Annotated in this window: 20 protein-coding genes and 1 tRNA gene; 9 read left to right on the forward strand and 12 right to left on the reverse strand. The window is 63.4% G+C overall.

Annotation, left to right across the window (positions count from 1 at the left end; all coding sequences use genetic code 11):
• Positions 1-6 precede the first annotated feature (6 nt).
• Genes SCLO_RS04485 through SCLO_RS04500 form a run of 4 tightly spaced genes read right to left on the reverse strand, consistent with a single transcriptional unit; the run spans position 7 to position 3731 of the window.
• On the reverse strand, positions 7-642 hold the full coding sequence (locus SCLO_RS04485) for a phosphatase PAP2 family protein (RefSeq protein ID WP_066514074.1): 636 nt from the start codon (positions 640-642) through the stop codon (positions 7-9).
• Positions 620-2014, reverse strand: a complete 1395-nt coding sequence (lpdA, locus tag SCLO_RS04490; protein WP_066514075.1) for a dihydrolipoyl dehydrogenase — start codon at positions 2012-2014, stop codon at positions 620-622. The genes SCLO_RS04485 and lpdA overlap by 23 nt, the downstream gene beginning before the upstream one ends.
• Before the next feature lie 29 nt (positions 2015-2043).
• Complete coding sequence (locus SCLO_RS04495) at positions 2044-2445, reverse strand: acyl-CoA thioesterase (protein ID WP_066514077.1); 402 nt, start codon at positions 2443-2445, stop codon at positions 2044-2046.
• Complete coding sequence (locus SCLO_RS04500; RefSeq protein WP_066514079.1) at positions 2445-3731, reverse strand: pyruvate dehydrogenase complex dihydrolipoamide acetyltransferase; 1287 nt, start codon at positions 3729-3731, stop codon at positions 2445-2447. Before SCLO_RS04500 ends, SCLO_RS04495 begins: the two co-directional genes overlap by 1 nt.
• Before the next feature lie 178 nt (positions 3732-3909).
• Between SCLO_RS04500 and SCLO_RS04505 the strand changes: the two genes are divergently transcribed.
• Positions 3910-4365, forward strand: coding sequence for a universal stress protein (locus SCLO_RS04505; RefSeq protein WP_066514081.1), 456 nt, complete (start codon positions 3910-3912; stop codon positions 4363-4365).
• A 6-nt stretch (positions 4366-4371) separates the two neighbouring features.
• On the opposite strand, the gene rnr is transcribed toward SCLO_RS04505, so the two are convergent.
• The 5 genes from rnr to SCLO_RS04530 form a co-directional block, all read right to left on the reverse strand.
• Complete coding sequence (gene rnr / locus SCLO_RS04510) at positions 4372-6699, reverse strand: ribonuclease R (RefSeq protein ID WP_066514082.1); 2328 nt, start codon at positions 6697-6699, stop codon at positions 4372-4374.
• Positions 6700-6763: 64 nt separating this feature from the next.
• Positions 6764-6838 (reverse strand) — tRNA-Thr (locus SCLO_RS04515).
• A gap of 26 nt (positions 6839-6864) precedes the next feature.
• Complete coding sequence (locus SCLO_RS04520; RefSeq protein WP_066514083.1) at positions 6865-7719, reverse strand: hypothetical protein; 855 nt, start codon at positions 7717-7719, stop codon at positions 6865-6867.
• A complete protein-coding gene (locus SCLO_RS04525) occupies positions 7716-9026 on the reverse strand; it encodes a replication-associated recombination protein A (RefSeq protein WP_066514087.1) in 1311 nt (436 codons plus the stop codon). Before SCLO_RS04525 ends, SCLO_RS04520 begins: the two co-directional genes overlap by 4 nt.
• Positions 9027-9055: 29 nt before the next feature.
• Positions 9056-10234, reverse strand: a complete 1179-nt coding sequence (locus SCLO_RS04530) for a glycosyltransferase family 4 protein (protein WP_066514089.1) — start codon at positions 10232-10234, stop codon at positions 9056-9058.
• Between the two features lie 94 nt (positions 10235-10328).
• On the opposite strand from SCLO_RS04530, the gene SCLO_RS04535 reads away from it, so the two are divergent.
• From SCLO_RS04535 to SCLO_RS04545, 3 genes are all read left to right on the forward strand, one after another.
• Positions 10329-10547, forward strand: a complete 219-nt coding sequence (locus SCLO_RS04535) for a hypervirulence associated TUDOR domain-containing protein (RefSeq protein ID WP_066514092.1) — start codon at positions 10329-10331, stop codon at positions 10545-10547.
• A gap of 60 nt (positions 10548-10607) precedes the next feature.
• Positions 10608-11264 carry an MOSC domain-containing protein gene (locus tag SCLO_RS04540; RefSeq protein ID WP_066514094.1) on the forward strand — a complete coding sequence of 219 codons (657 nt, stop codon included), beginning with the start codon at positions 10608-10610 and terminating at the stop codon, positions 11262-11264.
• A 750-nt stretch (positions 11265-12014) separates the two neighbouring features.
• Positions 12015-12323, forward strand: coding sequence for a glycine zipper 2TM domain-containing protein (locus SCLO_RS04545; protein WP_066514095.1), 309 nt, complete (start codon positions 12015-12017; stop codon positions 12321-12323).
• Between the two features lie 175 nt (positions 12324-12498).
• Here the strand turns inward: SCLO_RS04545 and SCLO_RS04550 are convergent, their stop codons facing one another.
• The gene (locus SCLO_RS04550; protein WP_066514097.1) at positions 12499-12906 is read right to left on the reverse strand and encodes an EVE domain-containing protein; all 408 of its coding nucleotides are present in this window, start codon (positions 12904-12906) and stop codon (positions 12499-12501) included.
• A gap of 70 nt (positions 12907-12976) precedes the next feature.
• On the opposite strand from SCLO_RS04550, the gene SCLO_RS04555 reads away from it, so the two are divergent.
• Positions 12977-13921 carry an isopenicillin N synthase family dioxygenase gene (locus SCLO_RS04555; RefSeq protein ID WP_066514098.1) on the forward strand — a complete coding sequence of 315 codons (945 nt, stop codon included), beginning with the start codon at positions 12977-12979 and terminating at the stop codon, positions 13919-13921.
• 8 nt (positions 13922-13929) lie between these two features.
• Here the strand turns inward: SCLO_RS04555 and SCLO_RS04560 are convergent, their stop codons facing one another.
• Positions 13930-14313 (reverse strand): dihydroneopterin aldolase, encoded by a 384-nt coding sequence (locus tag SCLO_RS04560; protein WP_066514099.1) that lies wholly within the window; start codon positions 14311-14313, stop codon positions 13930-13932.
• A 128-nt stretch (positions 14314-14441) separates the two neighbouring features.
• On the opposite strand from SCLO_RS04560, the gene SCLO_RS04565 reads away from it, so the two are divergent.
• The 4 genes from SCLO_RS04565 (at position 14442) to SCLO_RS04580 (ending at position 17640) form a co-directional block, all read left to right on the forward strand.
• Positions 14442-14960, forward strand: a complete 519-nt coding sequence (locus tag SCLO_RS04565) for a GNAT family N-acetyltransferase (RefSeq protein ID WP_066514283.1) — start codon at positions 14442-14444, stop codon at positions 14958-14960.
• Between the two features lie 313 nt (positions 14961-15273).
• On the forward strand, positions 15274-15840 hold the full coding sequence (locus SCLO_RS04570; protein WP_066514285.1) for a DUF1285 domain-containing protein: 567 nt from the start codon (positions 15274-15276) through the stop codon (positions 15838-15840).
• A complete protein-coding gene (locus SCLO_RS04575) occupies positions 15837-16448 on the forward strand; it encodes a CoA pyrophosphatase (RefSeq protein ID WP_066514100.1) in 612 nt (203 codons plus the stop codon). The genes SCLO_RS04570 and SCLO_RS04575 overlap by 4 nt, the downstream gene beginning before the upstream one ends.
• The gene (locus SCLO_RS04580) at positions 16429-17640 is read left to right on the forward strand and encodes a CCA tRNA nucleotidyltransferase (protein ID WP_066514104.1); all 1212 of its coding nucleotides are present in this window, start codon (positions 16429-16431) and stop codon (positions 17638-17640) included. The genes SCLO_RS04575 and SCLO_RS04580 overlap by 20 nt, the downstream gene beginning before the upstream one ends.
• Here SCLO_RS04580 and SCLO_RS04585 read toward each other — a convergent pair.
• A complete protein-coding gene (locus tag SCLO_RS04585; RefSeq protein WP_066514106.1) occupies positions 17604-19337 on the reverse strand; it encodes a putative bifunctional diguanylate cyclase/phosphodiesterase in 1734 nt (577 codons plus the stop codon). The genes SCLO_RS04580 and SCLO_RS04585 overlap by 37 nt on opposite strands.

A 19337-nucleotide genomic window follows, 5' to 3' on the forward strand; every position in this document is an offset into this window, starting at 1 on the left:
ATTCTTTCAGGCTGAGCGATCGGTGCCCGGTATCCAGCAAGCGCAAAAGGCAAGCCAGCCCACGCCTTCGATCCATCCCGCGATCACGTCGCTGGGCCAATGGACGCCGAGCCAGACGCGACTGCCCCCAATCCACATGATGACCAGCGCGGCGATGGCATAAATGGGCCAGCGCCCCGCCAGCAGCGCCAGCGCGCCGAAGAATATCATATTGCCCGCCGCATGGCCGCTCGGAAAGCTGTAGCTGTGCACGATATCCAGATGCGGCAGCAGGTCTGGACGCGGCGCGGTGAATATCTGCTTCAGCAGGGCGTTCAGCAACGCTCCCCCCGCAACCGTCAGCGCCAGCCACAAGGCGCGGCCGCGGGCTTTGCGCCAAAGCAGGACGGCCGCCGCCGCCAGCAGGATCAGGCGCGCCGTCGTGCCTCCGATGACCGAAGCCGCCTGCATCCCGGCCGTCAAATGGCGGCCCACGGGGTCATGTCGCCACTCCCCCGCCCGACGCATCAATCCTTCGTTGAGAAAATCCAGCAACCCCTGACGTTGAAGCAGCGCGATCGCCAGGACACAGAGCAGCGCGAGAGCCAAAACCCCCGCGCCTCTTGCCCACGCCCCGCGTTCAGATATGAAGCGCGCGCCCATAAGCGGCGAGCACGCTTTCATGCATCGCTTCGGAGATGGTCGGATGCGGGAACACCGTTTCCATGAGTTCCGCCTCGGTCGTCTCCAGCGTCTTGCCGACGGTATAGCCCTGGATCATCTCGGTCACCTCCGCGCCGACCATATGCGCGCCCAGCAATTCGCCGGTCTCCGCATCGAACACGGTCTTCACAAAGCCTTCCGCTTCGCCCAGCGCGATCGCCTTGCCATTGCCGATGAAGGGGAAATTGCCGACCTTCACCGCATAGCCCGCTTCCTTCGCCTTGGCTTCGGTCAGGCCGACCGAGGCGATCTGCGGATGGCAATAGGTGCATCCCGGAATGTTGCGAACGTCCATGGCATGAGGATGCTTGCCCGCTATGGCTTCGGCGGCGATCACGCCCTCATGGCTCGCCTTGTGCGCCAGCCATGGCGGCGCGGTCACGTCCCCTATGGCCCAGATGCCGTCCACACTGGTCCGGCAGTTGGCGTCGGTCACGATATGGCCGCGGTCCGTCTTCACGCCGAGTTCCTCCAGCCCGATATTCTCGGTGTTGGGGAGGATGCCGATGGCGACGATGACATGGCTGTAGTCCCCGCTAACGACCTTGCCGTCCTTGCCCTTGATCGCGGCCTTGACGCCGTTCGCGCTCACGTCCAGCTTTTCGACGCCCGCGCCGGTCATGATCTTCATGCCCTGCTTGGTCAGTGCCTTTTCGAGGAAGGCGGAAACGTCGGCATCCTCTACCGGCACGATGCGGTCCATCATCTCGACCACGGTTACATCCGCGCCCATGTCGTTATAGAAGCTGGCAAACTCGATGCCGATCGCGCCGGAGCCGATCACCAGCAACTTGCCCGGCATTTCCGGCGGCGTCATGGCGTGGCGGTAAGTCCAGACGCGCTTGCCGTCCGTCTTGGCAAAGGGCAGGTCGCGCGCGCGCGCGCCGGTGGCGACGATGATGTTCTTCGCCGTCAGTTCCTCACTCTTCCCGTCCTTGGTAACGGTGAGCCTGCCTTTCGCGACCAGCTTCCCGTCGCCCATATGGACGGCGATCTTGTTTTTCTTCATCAGGTGGGTGACGCCCTGATTGAGCTGCTTCGCGACGCCGCGCGAGCGTTTCACCACGGCTTCGAGGTCGGCGCTGATCTTCTCCGCCGCGAGGCCATAGTCCTTCGCATGCTGCATATAGTGGAAGATTTCGGCCGAGCGCAGCAGCGCCTTGGTCGGGATGCAGCCCCAGTTGAGGCAGATGCCGCCCAGATTCTCCCGCTCGACGATGGCGGTCTTGAGGCCCAGTTGGGCGCTGCGGATCGCCGCGACATAGCCGCCGGGCCCCGAACCCAGAACGATGACATCGTAATTCTCTGCCATGGATCACACTCGTTTCTTGATGGTTTGCTTCATTCAGCCGGGAGCGTCGGCACGGGGCGCGGATGGCGGTCCTCGCCGATCGCCACGAAAGTGAAAGTCGCCTGCGTTACGCGATAGGATCGGTCGTCGTGGCGCGTGCGGCGCCATGCTTCCACGCCGATCCGCATGGATGTGCGCCCCACGCTGGCAAGCTTCGCATAGACCGACACTTCGTCGCCCACGACCACGGGCCGCAGAAAGGTCATGCCTTCCACCGCGATGGTGACGGCGCGGCCCTTGGAATGACGGGCGGCGACGGAACCGGCGGCGGAGTCCATAAGGCTCATCAGCCAGCCTCCGAAAATATCCCCATAGGGATTGGTGTCGGCAGGCATGGCAATGACGCGCACCGCGGGGCAGCCTTCAGGCGGCTGTTCCTCGGCATGCGCCATCAGGCAAGCATCCCCAGCGGATTTTCGACCAGTTGCTTGAACGCCTTCATCAGCCGCGCGCCATCCGCGCCATCGATCGCGCGATGATCGAAGCTGCCCGTCGCCGACATGATGGTCGCGATTTGCAGGCTGTCATCCACCACATAGGGCCGCTTCTCACCCGCGCCGATAGCCATGATCATGCCCTGCGGCGGGTTGATGACCGCTTCGAACTGCTTGATGCCGAACATGCCCATATTGGAGAGCGAGGCGGTGCCGCCCTGATATTCCTCCGGCTTGAGCTTCCCTTCCTTGGCGCGCTCCGCCAAATCCTTCATCGCGGTGGAAATGGCCGCGACGCCGCGGCTATCCGCCTCCGTGACGATCGGCGTGATGAGGCCATTGGGAATCGATACCGCCACGGAGATATCGGCCCGCTGGAACTTTAGCATCTGGTCGCCCGCGAATTGGACATTGCATTCGGGCACCTGGACCAGCGCCACGGCCAGCGCCTTGATGAGCAGATCGTTGACCGACAGCTTCACGCCACGAGAGGCTAGCCCATCGTTCAACTCTCCCCGCAATTTGAGGAGCTTATCGAGTTGGATATCCACGGTCAGGTAGATGTGCGGCACCTGTTGCTTGGATTCGGTGAGCCGGCGCGCGATCGTCTTGCGCATGTTCGACAGCTTGACGATCTCGTGCGGGACGCCGAAATCCTGCGCCGCTACGGGCGCGGTCGCCGGAATGGCCGCGGACGGAGCGGCGGTCGCGGCTCCGGCAGGTTTCGCGCCTTCCAGATCGGCTTTCACGATCCGGCCATTGGGGCCGGAGCCGGAGACGCTCGCCAGATCGACGCCCTTTTCCTGTGCAAGGCGGCGAGCGAGCGGGCTCGCCTTCACCCGATCGCCTTGACCGGAGGACTCCGCAACCTTCGGTTCTGGCGAGGAAGATGGGGCGGCGGCCGATGCGGATTCGGCTTTCTGGGGTGCCGCTTCCGGCTTGGGCTCCGCCGGCGCGGAAGGCGTTTCACCGCCCCCCTTGGCCGCTTCCGCGACATCTTCGCCTTCTTCCGCCAGAATCGCGATCACCGTGCCGACCTTCACGCCTTCGGCACCTTCCGAAACCAGGATTTTCGCAATCGTGCCTTCATCGACGGCTTCGAATTCCATCGTCGCCTTGTCCGTTTCGATCTCTGCCAGAAGATCGCCTGACGAAACTGTGTCGCCCTCCTTCACCAACCATTTGGCCAGCGTTCCTTCCTCCATGGTGGGGGACAGGGCAGGCATCTGGATCGTCTTGCTCATGCGGTGGGGCCTTTTCTCGCATCTTTGCCTTTCCAGGTCGTTTCGACGCTTTCGGGGAAAGGGTCAAGGGCGTGGCTTGCGCGGACCCCGATTATGCATCACATTTCACCCAGTTGGTTCATAGGACCGGCTCGCATGGCCACGAAGGCCATTTTCACACTGCTGGGGGCTTGGGAAAGTGCGGACATATCTGGTTGTCGTGGACGAATCGCCTGAAGCGGAAACCGCGCTTCGCTTCGCGGCCCGGCGCGCCGCGAAGACCAACGGGGCAGTGCGCATCCTGGCTCTCATTCCGCCATCGGAATTCGTGCAATGGAGCGGCGTTCAGGCCACAATGGAGGATGAAGCGCACCAACGCGCCGAAGCGCTGGTGACGAGCGCGGCGGGCACCCTGACGGACGAATCCGGCATCCGTCCCAGCATTACGGTGAAGCAGGGCGACCCGGTGGCGGTCGTACGCAAGACACTCGACGACATGGATGATGTCGCCGCCCTAGTGCTGGGCGCAGCGGCAAGCGGCAATCCGGGCAAGCTGGTGTCGCACTTCGCGGGGGCGGATGCAGGCAAGCTGCCCTGCCCGATCATGGTCATTCCGGGCGGGCTGGACGCCGAAGCGATCGACCGGCTGAGTTGACCGCGCTCAGCGCTTCCGGTGCTTGCCCCGCGCGCTGCCCATGTGGCGGATATTGGCGGGGCGGCCGCGCCTGATGCCCGGACGGGCGCGATCCTTCCTGAAGCTTGGCCGCTGCGGCAGGGCGTCAGGCAGTTCGAAGCGCAATGCGCCGTTGATCGGGTCCGCCTCCGCCAGCCGCAATTGCAGGCGTTGGCCCACCGTATAGCGATCTCCGCTCTCCACGCCCTCCAGCGCGCGGGCCGCCTCGTCATAATAGAAGCGTTCGTCGCCGAGCGTCGATACTGGCACCAGCCCATCGCCGCCCAATCCCTCGACGGTCGCGAAGAAACCGAAATTCTGGACGCCGGTGATCCGCGCCTCCACCAGATCGCCGACATGCGCGGCGAGAAAGGCGGCGACATAGCGGTCGACGGTTTCGCGCTCGGCCTCCATGGCGCGGCGTTCATGCTGGCTTATCATCTCGCCGACACGACCCATATTCTCATAATCCTCGCCGCTGAGCGAGGTGCGGTCGGGCAGCTCGCCACCTGTGGGCGCGGGCATTTCCAGCCCATAGGCGCCCACCAGCGCCCGATGCACCAGCAGGTCCGCATAGCGGCGGATGGGCGAGGTGAAATGCGCGTAGCTTCCCAGCGCAAGGCCGAAATGCCCCATATTCTCCGGACTGTAATAGGCCTGGCTTTGACTGCGGAGAATCTGTTCCATGATCTGCGGTTTTTCTTCCGCCTCGCCGATGCGCTCGATCAGGCGGTTGAAGGTCGCGGGCCTGATCACTTGCCCCAGCGCGAAATCGATGTCGAAGGTCGCCAGATAATCCTTCAGCGCTACCAGCTTGTCGCGGCTGGGCGGATCATGGTCGCGGTACATGACCGGGGCCTTCTTCGCCTCCAGCGCCTTGGCGGCCGCGACATTAGCGGCGATCATATAATCCTCGATCACCATATGCGCGTCGAGCCTTTCGCGCACCGCGACGCTGACGATCTTGCCCCATTCGTCCAGCACCACGCGCCGTTCCGGCAGATCGAGCGCCAGCGGATCGCGTTTCTCGCGCGCCTTGCGCAGCAGCGCCCAGCAGGCCCAGAGAGGCTTCAACGCCGGTTCCAGCAACGGGTGGTCCTTTGTGCCGTCGATCGCCGCCTGCGCGTCCTCATAGGCAAGCACCGCCGCCACGTGGATCACCGCGCGGGAAAAGCGCCATGACGTCACCTTCCCCTTTGCATCGATGACGAGGTGGCAGGCCATCGCCGCCCGATCCTCGCCCGCGCGCAGCGAACACATGTCGGACGAAAGCTGGTGCGGCAGCATCGGCACGACCAGATCGGGGAAATAGACGCTGTTCCCGCGCTTGCGCGCCTCCCGGTCGAGAGCGCTGCCGGGCCGCACATAGTAACTGACGTCGGCGATGGCGATAATGGCGCGATAACCGCCCGGATTGCCGGCATCGTCGTCCGGCGCGGCCCACACCGCATCGTCATGATCGCGCGCATCCACCGGATCGATGGCAACGATGGGCAAGTGGCGCAGATCTTCCCGCTTATTTTCATGCAATGGCAGTTGGGAAGCGGCAACGGCCTCTTCCTCGACCATGTCCGAAAAGACATGGGGAATGCCATGCTTGTGGATCGCGATCAGGCTGAAGCTGCGCGGCGCGAAGGGATCGCCCAATATATCCGTTACCCGCGCGGTAATGCGGGGCGGGCGCCCGACCGGCTCGGCCAGCACCAGATCGCCCGGCTTGGCCGCCCCCGCATCGGAAATCGGCGTATCCCGCCTTATGCGCTTGTCCACCGGGCGCAGCCACAGCTTGCCCCCCCCATCCTGATTCGCTGGCGCTTCCTCCACCACGCCCAGCAGTTCCTCGCTGGCCTTGGCGAGCTTTTTCATCGGGCGCGCGACCCAGCCGCGTCCGGCCTCCTCCGTCCGCGCCAATATCCGGTCGCCGATGGTGAGCGCCCCGCGCTTCCCACGCTCGACCACGCGCAGGCGCGGCGCGGGCTGGCCTTCCGCCTCCCAGCGTTCGGGCGTGGCGATCAGCGCCGTGTCGTCCACGTCGACGATCCGCAGGACGGTGACCTTGGGCACGCCGCCCATCTTGTGAAAGGCTCGTGCAGGACCAATATCGATCAGCCCTTCGTCGGCCATATCCTTGAGCAGCGCCTTGAGCGCGATCTTCTCCTGTCCCTTGAGGCCGAAGGCTTTGGCGATCTCCCGCTTGCCAGCGGGCTGATCGGAGGAGGCGATGAACTCCATCACCTGGTCGCGGGTCGGAAAACCGGCGGGCCGCACCTTCGCGCGGACGGGCGCGGACTTCTTCTGCTTCTGGGTCGATGCCATGCCCTTGCTATAAGGAGCGCCCGGCCCCTGCGCCAGTGCGGCAGGGAATAAAGAGGGACAGCGATGGTGCCGGATGAGGGGATCGAACCCCCGACCTTCGGTTTACAAAACCGCTGCACTACCGCTGTGCTAATCCGGCCTCGCTGTCCGGGGACGCCCATACTATCAGATGACGCCGAACGTCCAGCCCTCAGTGGCGGCGATCCGCATATCGAGCGGCGGAGGCATCCAGAGCGCGGTCCTTCCCGCCGCCCCGCGCATCCATGCGGCGGTGAGCAGGGCATCGGCGCCATGATCATCAGGCTCAGGCCCACGATAGGCCGCGCAGCCCAGCGCCGACAGCGCCCCGTTCAGCGCGGCAAGATCGCGCATCTTCGTCCGTCCCTTGGGCCGGCCGGCGGCGCGAGCGGCAATGCTGGTATAGATCTCCACCACCAGCGAGCCCTCATCCGGCAGGGGATCGAAGGGCCAGACAGGAACATGGCTGCGCACGCGATGGAGCAGGCGCATCCCGGCAAAGCTCGCCTTCGCCACCTGAGCCGCGCCGATGGCGTCGTAGACGGTCGACGGCTTTCCCCCGCCGCCCGCATTATAATGCGCCTCGCAAACGCGGTTATGCATGAAGTCGGCCTTCACCCCGTCCGCCTTGCCGAAATAGAAATGGCGGCGATGGGTGTTTTCCAGAAGGCTTGCCGCGCCCAGATCGGGATCATCGCAGATGCGGTCGACATAAGCCCAGAAATCCGGCCCGCTTTCCGGCACCATGTCACCGGGCAGATAGCCGCCCCTCGCCACGAAGGGCGGCGCAAAACTGAAATCGAAGCCAAAGAGCGTCGGCTTTTCCCCGGCCGCATGCACCAGCCAGTCGGCCACCGCCCTGCGTGACCAGATGCCGCCGGGCGCCTCCACCAGAGCGGGCGCGCCTTCCGCTTCGCAAATCGCCGCCGCGATCCCTTTATGCCGCACGCCTTTCGCACCGGACCAATCGATCGCGGCGAAGCGTTCGAACCGGGGCGTCACGCCTGTCCCCGCTCCTGCCGCAGCCTGTTCCAATGCGCGATGCGCTCCGCCACGCGCGCCTCGTATCCGCGATCGCCCGGCGCATAGAAGGTTTGCGGCTCCATTTCCTCAGGCCAGTAATTCGCCCCGGAAAAGCCCTCGGCCACGTCATGATCATACTGATAGCCCTTGCCGTAGCCAACCTGCTTCATAAGCTTCGTCGGCGCGTTCAGGATATTCGGCGGCGGCATCAGCGACCCGGTATCGCGCGCCGACTTCCACGCCGCTTTCATCGCCACATAGGCCGCGTTGGATTTGGGCGCGGTCGCACAATAGAGACAGGCTTGCACAATGGCGAGTTCGCCCTCGGGACTACCGAGAAACTCATAGCTGTCCCTGGCCGCAAGGCATTGAACCAGCGCCTGCGGATCGGCGAGGCCGATGTCCTCGCTCGCGAAGCGCACCAGCCGCCGAAGCACGTAAAGCGGCTCCTCCCCCGCCGTCAGCATCCGTGCAAGATAGTAAAGCGCCGCCTGCGGGTCGGATCCGCGCAGCGACTTATGCAGGGCGGAAATGAGGTTGTAATGCCCTTCCCGATCCTTGTCGTAAACCGCCAACCGCCGGTGCAGCAGCGCCGAGAGGCCTGCGGGATCGAGCGGCTCCGCCAGATCGACGGAATAGAGCGTCTCCACCTGATTGAGCAGGAAGCGCCCGTCTCCGTCCGCGCTGGCGATCAACGCATCCCGCGCCGCCGTATCCAGAGGGAGGGGCCGCTCCATCAATGCCTCCGCCCGGTCCAGCAATTGCTCCAGCGCGGCGGCGTCCAGCCTTCTCAGGATCAGCACCTGCGCCCGCGACAGGAGCGCGGCATTCAGTTCGAAACTCGGATTTTCGGTCGTCGCCCCGACCAGCGTGACCGTGCCATCCTCCACGAAAGGCAGAAAGCTGTCCTGCTGCGCCCGGTTGAAACGGTGGATCTCATCCACGAACAGCAGTGTCTTCTCGCCCAGTCGCGCATGATCCTTCGCCGCGGCGAAGACTTTCTTGAGGTCAGCAACACCGGAAAACACGGCGGAAATGGGCTCGAACCGCATTCCCACAGCATCGGCCAGCAGACGCGAGATGGTCGTCTTTCCTGTTCCTGGCGGCCCCCAGAAGATGATGGAGGACAAGCGTCCGGCCGACACCATCCGCCCGATTGCCCCATCAGGGCCCGTCAGATGATCCTGCCCCACCACATCCGCCAGAGTACGCGGACGCAGCCGGTCGGCCAGCGGGCCGCCGTCCGTCACCACGGGAAGGTCGTCCTGTGCGAAAAGATCTGCCATTGCTCCCCGATATAGGGATGCTTTGCCGTTCAGGGAACCGGGCTGGCCTTCATCGTCGCGCCCTGCGCCCGCTGACGGATCACGCGCAGATAGGTGTCGACCAGCGCCTGATTGACCTGGTCCCAGCCATAGCGTTCCGCTTCCGCCATGGCCGCCTGCCCCGCTCGCTCTCGCACGCCTGCATCCGAACAATAGATTTGCAACGCATCGGCGAAAGCCCCGATCGCGCCGGGGCGGATCAGTCGCCCGGTCACGCCGTCCGTGACCAGGCTTTCGCTTCCCGTCGCGCGCGCCGCCACGGTCGGCAGGCCGCAAGCCATCGCTTCCAGCGTCACGTTGCCGAAGGTCTCCGTGACGGAAGGATTGAACAGCATGTCCATGCTGGCCACGGCCCGGCCCAGGTCGGCGCCTTTCTGAAAACCGGTAAAGACCGCGTCCGGCAAGCGGTTCTGGAACCATTCCCGCGCTGGTCCTTCGCCCACCACCAGAACCTTGTGCCGCACCTGCCGCGCGACGAGCTGGTCGATGCTGTCGGAAAAGACATCCAGCCCCTTTTCCATCACCAGCCGTCCGATGAAGCCGATGACCGGCTCATGATCCCCGATCCCCACGGAACGCCGCCATTCGGGATCGCGACGGCCCGGATGGAATATCTCGCGGTCGATGCCACGCGTCCAGATGCCGACATCAAAGCTCATGCGCTGTTCGCGCAACAGTTGCGCCATCGATTCGGACGGCGCGACAATGGCGTCGCACCGGCGATAGAAGCGCCGCAGCATCGATTCGATCACCGGCTCCAGGAAGGCCAGCCCATAATAGCGCGGATAGGTTTCGAAGCGGGTATGGACCGACGCCACGGCGGGAAGCCGGTTGCGCCGCGCCCAGCTCACCGCGCGATGCCCCAGCGGATCGGGGCTGGACACATGGACGAGATTGGGAGCGAAAGCCCTTAAATCCCGCTGCACCATGCCCGACATGCGATAGGGAATGCGATATTCCCTGCGTCCCGGCACGGGAATGGAGGGCGCGCTCACCAGATCGCCGGTCGGCTCGAAGGCCGGCGTGCCGATGGTCGGGGAATAGACACGAACCGCCGCCCCTTGCCTCAACAGATACCCGACAAAGCGATTGAGCGCCTGATTCGCGCCATCTCGCACATAATTGTAATTGCCGCTGAAAAGCGCCACGCGCAGGCCGGTTGCATCCATCCCGGCCCCTTAACCCAGCCGGAACCAAAACCCAAGGGAACCCGCGCCAGCTTCGGACATTTTGCCTTGGCGGGCAGGATAAGGATGGCTTTTCATGTCCAACGGTTTTCATGCGGGCCTGCGGGTCAGATGGAATCGCGGCCAGAGCGTCGGCCGGGGCAGGATCGCGGCCTGTTTCGACCATCAGGTCGAATATATGATCGAAGGCACCCGCGTTCGCCGCAACGGTTCTCCGCAAGATCCCGCTTGCCTGGTCATCAGGGATGCGGGCGGCGAAGTGCTGAAGCTGAGGTCGGAACTCAGCCTTACTTGAATGGCCGCTTGCTCCGCACTGGCCCTCCCCATGATCCGGCTGCGATGGCAATGAAGGGGCATGAGCGATTCCAGCATGATGATAAGCGCGCTCCTGATCGGGTCTCCGCGCCCTTTCCGGGGAAACGATCACAGCGCCATCGCCAAACAGCCGCAGTCCGGGCCCATCGCTATCGGTTGGGAAGGGCTGGCCGGCGACAGCGTCGCGGATCGGGTACATCATGGCGGGCTGGACAAGGCGATTCATCTCTACCCCCAGGATCATTATGAATGGTGGAAACAACGCAAGCCCGGCCATCCCCTGCTCGATGCGCCCGGCGCCTTTGGCGAGAATATAGCGGCCCACGGGATGACGGAGGCGAACATATGCCTTGGAGACCGGTACAGCCTGGGCAGCGCCATCGTGGAAGTCAGCCATGGCCGCCAGCCCTGCTGGAAACTGGACCATCGCTTCGGCGCACGCGACATCATGGCGACCATTGTCCGAACGGCGCGCTGCGGCATCTATCTCCGCGTCATTCGCCAGGGTGAAGCGCAAGCCGGAATGACCATGGATCTGCTCTCCCGCCCCTTGCCCGACTGGCCGGTCGAACGCGTGTTCCGCCTGTTGATCGGCGGAGAGCACAAGGCCGACAGGGAAGGCGTCCGCTCGCTCGCCGCGATGCAGGTTCTGGGGAGCACATGGCGGGAACGCGCAAGGAAACTGGCCGCAGGCTGAATGGCGGCTCGGTTGAGAAGCGCCGCACATTTGAAGGCGAGCCTCCCATGATCGGTCGCTTGCCGCACCTCATGCTCCATAACAAAATGGGGGCCGGCATCGCTGCCGGTCCCCACTTCCGTCGGCGTGCATGATCCGTATTTCCTGGCGAAAATGCGATCATCAACCTCGACGTGACCGATGTTTCCGCCTTTTTCAAAGCATCCGCATCGCATTGGCCATGGCGTTGGACCAAAGTCCTGTTCCATCGCCGAACTTCCTGTCACCCATGCCCGGCGTTCACTTTCGCGCGCACTTGGCACTTCTTCAGGAAGTCGTCCGTCCGTCACGCGATCCTTGCGGACCCTGCTTTGGAGCGAACTCCCGAAACATCTTCAAGTTGCTGATTTCTCAGCCCCTTCCTGGTCCGGATTTCTCCGTTCCTCTCGTCTCGATGAAGCGATGCTCTCATGAGAACCGAGTCGAACAAAGCGAATATTGAAGGTCACTTGACCATTTCGCATCGAAATCTGTGGGTAAATGTGGATAACCCTAAATATGCCCACATAATCAATTGCCTATATAGTCAAGAAGACCGATCTCCTCTCCCTGCTAGGCGGAGGGTTGAGCCTCGGCTGGTCGCGCCATCCCGACCATTCGTCGGAAAAATTATCCCCCTGAGAACAACGTCTTCCGTCGTTGCCGCACGTTCATGCAACCCTGCTAGAACCGGATGGGTTGAACCGGCAAACGCTATCGGAGGAGATAATCATGCGTAAAGCCATTCTCGCACTGGCCGCGGTTTCGTTGGCGGTGCCTGTTTCCATGGCGTTCCCAACAGAGGGCGCGCAGGCTCGCAAGCACAAGCATTATCGTTACAAGGAGTGGCGTGGCCGGGACGGGCGGATGTATTGCCGCAAGTCCAACGGCACCACCGGCCTGATTGTCGGCGGCGTGGGCGGCGCTCTGGTGGGCCGTGCCATCGACACGGACGGCGACCGTGCGACCGGCACGATCCTTGGCGCCGCGGGTGGCGCGCTGCTTGGCAAGGCGATCGACAGTAAGCGCAGTTGCCGTTAACGCGCGACCCTGTTTGAGGAAAGGGCGGCTCCCATCGGGAACCGCCCTCTTTTTTTTGCGGATTATTCGGCCGTCGCGCCCTTTGCATCGGCGACCTGGATGTCACCACCTGTCCAAAGACCTGTCATGCCTGGCCGTCAGGTTGCGCGCCTCATGCGATCACGGCATCGATACGTCACGCCTGCGACATGGCGAGAATATGCTGGAACTCGGCCTTGGTCAGCGGAGACACCGATAGACGCGACTGGCGCAGCATGGTCATGTTCGCCAGCGCGGGATCGGCTTTCATCGCCTTGAGCGTCACGGGTCGGGTCAGTTTTTCCTTCGGCGCGACATGGACCGCGACCCATTTTCCCGTTTCGTCCGTGCTGTCGGGCGCAGCTTCTTCCACGATTTCCATCACGCCGACAGCCTCGACACCGATATTGCTGTGATAGAAAAGAGCGAGATCGCCCTTCTTCATCGCCATCATATGCAGCTTCGCCGCATGATTGCGCACGCCATCCCATTCCGCCTTCCCCTTTTCGACAAGGTCGTCATAGGAAAAGACATCCGGTTCCGATTTCATCAGCCAGTAGTTCATGCCTCCTCCTTGCATGAGCGGCAAAGCGCGATCAAGGACCGGATGACATTCGGCCAAACGAGGTGATCGCGTGACTCAATCCGTGCTGGATCAGATACCTGTTCTTTCCATGACGGAACTGGACAGGGCGGATTTCGCCGCAGCGTTCGGCGCATCCTTCCGGCGTTTCGGCTTCGCGATGGTGCGCGATCACGGCATGGACCCGGCATTGATCGAAGAAGGCCTGGCACTGACGCGCCGCTTCTTCGCCCTGCCCGAAGCGGTGAAAACCCGTTATGATGCGCGCTCCAACAGCGGACAGCGCGGCTATACCGCCTTCGGGCGGGAGATCGCAAAAGGCGGTCGTGAAAATGACCTCAAGGAGTTCTGGCACATCGGGCGGGACCTGTCAGCCAACGATCCGCTGGCCGGCACGATGCCGCCTAATGTCTGGCCGGAGGAATTGCCGGAGTTCAAACCCGTTTTCACCCGCCTTTTCGCTGCATTCGATCGGATCGGCGCGGCGCTTCTATCGGCCATCGCCCTCCATCTGGGATTGGAGGCGGACTGGTTCGACGACCCCGCCCGCAATGGCAATTCCATCCTGCGCCTGCTTCATTATCCCCCGGTCTCTCCCGATGCCCCCGGCATCCGCGCAGGCTCGCATGAGGACATCAATCTCATCACCCTGCTGCTGGGCGCGGAGGAAGGCGGGCTGGAACTCAAGGACCGCGGCGGCCATTGGTTGCCCGTGGTTCCGCCGCCCGGCGTGCTGGTCATCAATGTGGGGGACATGCTGCAAAGACTGACCAATCATGTCCTCCCTTCGACCAGCCACCGCGTGGTCAATCCGCCGCCGGAGCGGCGTGGCATTGCGCGCTATTCTATGCCCTTCTTCCTGCATCTGCGGCCTGATTTCGTCATCGACGCATTGCCGCAATGCGTGAGCGAAAATCATCCGCGCCGCGATCCGCCAATCAGCGCGAACGACTATCTGAAGGAACGGCTGGTCGAAATCGGCCTGATCGGGAAATAGCCAGGCGGTTATTTCCGGCTGCGTCCCAGGGTGATGCCGATCTCCTCGCCCCGTTCGCTCAGCGCCAGCTTCACGATCTTGACCTGCACATGGCTGACCTTGTCGTCCTGAAGGAAGATCGTGTCGATGATATGGTCGGCCACCGCTTCGATCAGGGTGAAATGCTGGCCTTCGGGCAGCGCCGAGGTCGCGGCATGCTTCAGGTCCATATAGTTTTTGGACCGCGAGAGCGGCGTGTCCGGCTCATAATGATCGGCCACCTTCAACTGTGCGCGAATGGAAATCCGCAAGGGCTGGGGAAGGTGTGTTTCTTCCGAATAGATGCCGGTCAGCACATCGACGTGCAGATTGTTGACCTCCAGCGTCAGAAAATCGTCAAATGGGGTGTCCATAGCTCGCCATATCGGGCCATGGGGGCTGTTCCCTTGCGGCCAGTTTCTACTTTCAATTTATGCCGCAGGCGCTAAAGCCCGCCGCTTCCGGCGCGGTCCATGCGCCATTGACGGCGGATCGGCAAGACGTGTCATCGATAGTGCCCCTGAATCTGGTGCCGGAAAGTGCGATAGAACAGCTGTTGGACGCCGCTTTCGGTACGGACCGGCATGGGCGCACCGCCTATATGATCCGCCATGGGATGCCTTGGCTGCCCGCCTTGTCCTTCGGCATGGTGGACGAGCATGGGGCGTTGGTCGGATCGCTGCAAAGCTGGCCTGTCGCTCTTACACGGGAAGATGGAACGCAGACGCCCCTCATCATGGTGGGGCCGGTCGCGGTGACGCCCACGCTCCAGCGGACCGGACATGGCCGCGTGATGATGGACGCGGTGGTCGCCGCCGCCCGCGCCCGCGCGACCGAACCGCTGGTGATGATCGGCGATCCGGAATATTATGGGCGCTTCTGGGGCTTTTCCCATGAAGGAACAGGCGAATGGAACGCGCCTGGGCCTTTCGAACATCGGCGGTTGCTGGCACTGTCGGTGGATGGCCGGGCGATTGGCGGCAAGGGGATGCTGGGTCCGCGAGCGACGGTTTCGATCTGATTGTTCAGATAATATTTTTCCATTTTTTCCATTTACTTAATAGTAATTCTGTTCATTTTGTTGGAACGATTGATTGGCGCGGGAAGCCATGCGTGGCGGTCTGTTTCAAGCGCGTTTCGGTCCGTTCGGCGCAAAAGGGGACATAGAGAATTCCTACCCGAAAATGGGAATCGCCCATGCTCCTGCGTGGGCGGCAGCACCTATCGAACGGTAGAAGGGCGGCTGGATGGACACACGCCGCCCGTAATCCGTGCATCACCGACCCTGCATAATCCCCTTTGCCTTCGGGCGCGCCGCATCCTATCTCGGCGCCATGCCGATGGAACCGCCGCCCGACCTTGCCACGCTTTCCCTGACCGACATCGCGCGCCTGCTCGCCGAAAAACGCCTGCCGCCGGTCGAGAAGTGGAATCCGGAGCATTGCGGCGACAGCGACATGCGGATCGCCCGCGACGGCACATGGTTCCATCAGGGCTCGCCCATCGGCCGGGAAGCCATGGTGCGGCTGTTCTCCACTATATTGCGACGCGAGCCGGACGGCTCCCATGTCCTTGTCACGCCGGTCGAGAAGCTCTCCATCGCGGTGGAGGATGCCCCCTTCGTCGCGGTCGAGATGAAGAGCGAGGGCACAGGCCAGGATCGCGCCATCGCCTTCCGCCTCAACACGGGCGACATCGTGGCGGCGGGACCGGACCATGCGTTGACCGTGCGGGACGGCGAAACCGGCCCCCATCCCTATCTGCACGTGCGCGGCGGCATGGAGGCGCTGGTCGCGCGCAGCGTCTATTATGAACTGGTCAACCTTGCCCTGGACGAAGGCGGCGAACGGGTGGGCCTCTGGAGCGGCGGGACTTTCTTCCCCCTGGACGGCGCGGCATGAGGCTGGCCGAGCAACTGCGCGCCGCGCTGACCGAGGGACATAGGGAAGGCGATGCACTCCTCTCCTCCGACACGCGCGATCCGCGCATCGATGGCGAAATGGTGCTGGCCCCCGCCGCCGTGCTCGTGGCGATCACCGAGCGGCCGGAACCCGGCCTGATCCTGACGCAAAGATCTTCCTCCCTCCGCAAACATGCGGGCCAGGTCGCCTTTCCCGGCGGCCGGGTGGATGACAGCGATCCCGACGAAATCGCCGGCGCCCTCCGGGAAGCGCGGGAAGAGATCGGCCTGCCCCCCGACCAGGTCCAGATCATCGGCGTGTCCGACCGCTATCATACCTTCACCGGCTTCGACATCGTGCCGGTGCTGGGCGTCATCCCCCCGGACTTTCCTTTCGTTCCCCAGCAAAGCGAAGTGGATGACCTGTTCGAGCTTCCCCTCGCCTTCGCGCTCGACCCGGCAAACCGGATCAGGAGATCGATGGAATTCCAAGGTATTGAACGGCATTATTACGAAATATTCTGGCAAGATCGGCGTATCTGGGGAGTGACCGCCGCGATCCTCGCCAATCTTTCGCGCAGGCTGGGCTATGATCCTGTCACTGCCTGACGCTTCCTGGCGTCATCGCGCGGGCCTTGAGAGCCTGCTTTCCGCGCTGGAAGCGGATCGGGGCCATGCGCGCTTCGTCGGCGGCATGGTGCGCGACAGCCTGCTGGGCCTGCCGGTCAACGATCTGGACATCGCCACCACGCTGACGCCACGGCAGGTCATCGAACGGCTGAACGGGGCGGGAATCAAGGCGGTGCCGACCGGAATCGATCATGGCACGGTGACGGCGGTAACGGCGGGAGGCCCGGTCGAGATCACGACCCTGCGCCATGACGTCAGCACGGACGGCCGCCGCGCCACCATCGCCTATACGACCGATTGGCGCGAAGACGCGGCCCGGCGCGACTTCACGATCAACGCCCTGTATGCCGATCCGCTGACCGGCGAGATCAGCGACTATTTCAACGGGATCGGCGATCTGGAAACGCGGCGAGTGCGCTTCATCGGCGACGCTTCGGCGCGCATCGCGGAGGATCACCTGCGCATCCTGCGCTATTTCCGTTTCCTCGCCCGCTTCGGTCATGACGAGCCGGATACCGAAGCCTATGCCGCGTGCATGGCGGCCGCAAACAGCCTGATGGCGCTGTCCCGCGAACGCATCGCCGACGAGTTTCTGAAGCTGCTGGCCGTCACCGCCCCCGTTGCCGCCCTGCGCCTGATGGTGGACGGCGGGATATTGCGCCCGGTGCTGCCGGAAATAGACGTGGCGGGCATCGAGCGGCTTGCGCGGCTTGTCGAACGGGAAGCGGCCTGCGCAGCGCAGCCCGCGCCGCTGCGCCGTATGGCCGCCCTGCTCCCCCCCGATGCACAGGCGGCGGATGCGGCAGGCGCGCGGCTCAAGCTCTCCAACAAGGCCCGCAAGCGGCTGGTCGCGGCGCTGGAAGTCATGCCGCCGGACCTGCCGCCCCGTACGCTTGCCTGGAGGATAGGCGTGGAAGGCGCGGTCGACCGCATCCTGCTCGATCCGTCCGCGCCGCTCGCGTCCCTGACCGAAATCGAGGAATGGACGCCGCCCAGGCTACCCATCGGCGGCGGAGCGCTGATCGCGCGGGGCCTCACGCCCGGCCCCGACGTGGCGAAGGCTCTTCATGAAGTACAGGAAATCTGGGTGGCGGAGGGCTTTCCCGACGCCGCTCGCGTCGCGCAGATCGCGGATCAGACCGTTTCGAAGTTCCAGCGAGCGCGCCAGTAATCGAACGCGTCCATTTCGTTCATCGGTTTGGCGAAATAATAGCCCTGCCCCTGCCAGCAGCCCATGCGTTGCAGTTCCAGCGCCAGTTCCTGCGTTTCGATGCCCTCGGCCGTCACATGCAGCCCGAGCGATTCCGCCAGCGACAGGATCGTCCGCACGATCACCGTCTTGTCGCGGTCCTCCAGCATGGAAAAGACGAAGCTGCGGTCGATCTTCAGGATGTCGATGGGCAGGCTGTGCAGGCTGGCGAGGTTGGAATAGCCGGTGCCGAAATCGTCCATCGCGACCGACATCTGCAAATCCTTGAGCGCGACGAGCAGCTTGCGTGCCTTGTCCGGATCGGCCACGATCGCGCTTTCGGTGATTTCGGCCGTGAGGCGGTTGCCCGCAATGCCTGAATAGCGAAGCGCCTCTTCGAACATGGAAGCCACATCGTCGCGGGCCATATGGATCGGCGACAGGTTCACGTTCACGCCCACCGGCAAGGGCTCGCCGAATTTGGCGTCCCAGCGGCTGAGCGCCTGCGTTGCTTCATAGGTCGCCCAACGCCCCAGAGGCGCGATCAGGCCGCTTTCTTCCGCCACGGCGATGAATTCGACCGGAGAGACATGGCCCAGTTCCGGGTCATGCCAGCGCGCCAGGGCTTCAAAGCCGGTGATCTCCCCCGTCTGCAAATGGATGAGAGGCTGGAACGCCAAGGTCAGGCCGCCGTGCGCCAGCGCTTCGCGCAGCTTGCTTTCCAGCGTGAACCGCCGTTGCGCTTCCTTGAGTACGCCGTTGCGATAGATTTCCACCTTGCCGCTGGCCTTGGCGATCTTGACCGCGGCCTGCGCCTTGCGGATCACATCGTCGGGATCCTCCTCAAGGTTCGCTGAAATCGCGCATCCTACCGCGCAATCCACGCGGATATGCAGCCCACTCAGGCGGATGGGGGCGCTCAGCGCATCGTTGATCCTCTCAACGATATGAAGAGCGTCTGACAAACCATTGTTAAGGCGCGCGAATATCGCAAAGTCATTACCGCCGATACGCGCCAGCACATCGCCCTGGCGCAGGCAGGATTTGAACCGCTTCGCCACGGTGATGAGCAGTTCATCGCCCGCCATCGGCCCCAGCGATTCATTGACGCGGCTGAATCGGCTGAGATCGATCGCTATGATGCCGAACTGCGCATTTTCGGGCCAGGTGGAATGACCGATGCGATCCTCGATTTCCTCGCTGAAACCGGCCCGGTTCGGCAGCGCGGTCAATCCGTCGGACAGCAATTCCCGGCGCAGGCTCTTTTCCACGCTGCGTTCCCGCGTGCAATCGAGCGCGGTGAAGAGATATTGCTCAACCCCGTCTTCCTGGGACGGCAGGCGCCCGATCATGCATATGAAATGTTCCGAACCCAATGGTCCGTCGCGCCCCATCTCGAAACTGCCCCGGTCGCGCTTCGAGGCGATCAGTTGCAGGATTTTCTTGCTCCATTCGCCCGTGGCCTTCTTGCCCTTGCCGTCCTTCGGGGTCGATGAGGGGAAGGTCTCCGCGAAAGCCCTGTTCGTGCGGACCACCATCAACTGGCCGTCGGCATAGGTCAGGATAGCGGCATATTGGCCGATCGCCGCCAGCCAATCGTCCGTGTCGATCGGCGACGCCTCAGGCACGCGCGCAGGCGCGTCCTCGGTCTCGTCTGAAAGGCCGCTTCGAACCGACAT

Source organism: Sphingobium cloacae (assembly GCF_002355855.1).
Taxonomy (GTDB): Bacteria; Pseudomonadota; Alphaproteobacteria; order Sphingomonadales; family Sphingomonadaceae; genus Sphingobium; species Sphingobium cloacae.

What these genes read in the sequence shown, in the direction of transcription:
- SCLO_RS04525 (WP_066514087.1), bottom strand. Translation starts at nt 9,026, where the DNA reads ATGGCAGATCTTTTCGCACAGGACGACCTTCCCGTGGTGACGGACGGC.
- SCLO_RS04550 (WP_066514097.1), bottom strand. Translation starts at nt 12,906, where the DNA reads ATGAACTACTGGCTGATGAAATCGGAACCGGATGTCTTTTCCTATGAC.
- SCLO_RS04540 (WP_066514094.1), top strand. Translation starts at nt 10,608, where the DNA reads ATGAGCGATTCCAGCATGATGATAAGCGCGCTCCTGATCGGGTCTCCG.
- SCLO_RS04500 (WP_066514079.1), bottom strand. Translation starts at nt 3,731, where the DNA reads ATGAGCAAGACGATCCAGATGCCTGCCCTGTCCCCCACCATGGAGGAA.
- SCLO_RS04485 (WP_066514074.1), bottom strand. Translation starts at nt 642, where the DNA reads ATGGGCGCGCGCTTCATATCTGAACGCGGGGCGTGGGCAAGAGGCGCG.
- SCLO_RS04495 (WP_066514077.1), bottom strand. Translation starts at nt 2,445, where the DNA reads ATGGCGCATGCCGAGGAACAGCCGCCTGAAGGCTGCCCCGCGGTGCGC.
- SCLO_RS04585 (WP_066514106.1), bottom strand. Translation starts at nt 19,337, where the DNA reads ATGTCGGTTCGAAGCGGCCTTTCAGACGAGACCGAGGACGCGCCTGCG.
- SCLO_RS04570 (WP_066514285.1), top strand. Translation starts at nt 15,274, where the DNA reads ATGCCGATGGAACCGCCGCCCGACCTTGCCACGCTTTCCCTGACCGAC.
- rnr (WP_066514082.1), bottom strand. Translation starts at nt 6,699, where the DNA reads ATGGCATCGACCCAGAAGCAGAAGAAGTCCGCGCCCGTCCGCGCGAAG.
- SCLO_RS04575 (WP_066514100.1), top strand. Translation starts at nt 15,837, where the DNA reads ATGAGGCTGGCCGAGCAACTGCGCGCCGCGCTGACCGAGGGACATAGG.
- SCLO_RS04580 (WP_066514104.1), top strand. Translation starts at nt 16,429, where the DNA reads ATGATCCTGTCACTGCCTGACGCTTCCTGGCGTCATCGCGCGGGCCTT.
- SCLO_RS04545 (WP_066514095.1), top strand. Translation starts at nt 12,015, where the DNA reads ATGCGTAAAGCCATTCTCGCACTGGCCGCGGTTTCGTTGGCGGTGCCT.
- SCLO_RS04535 (WP_066514092.1), top strand. Translation starts at nt 10,329, where the DNA reads ATGTCCAACGGTTTTCATGCGGGCCTGCGGGTCAGATGGAATCGCGGC.
- SCLO_RS04560 (WP_066514099.1), bottom strand. Translation starts at nt 14,313, where the DNA reads ATGGACACCCCATTTGACGATTTTCTGACGCTGGAGGTCAACAATCTG.
- lpdA (WP_066514075.1), bottom strand. Translation starts at nt 2,014, where the DNA reads ATGGCAGAGAATTACGATGTCATCGTTCTGGGTTCGGGGCCCGGCGGC.
- SCLO_RS04530 (WP_066514089.1), bottom strand. Translation starts at nt 10,234, where the DNA reads ATGGATGCAACCGGCCTGCGCGTGGCGCTTTTCAGCGGCAATTACAAT.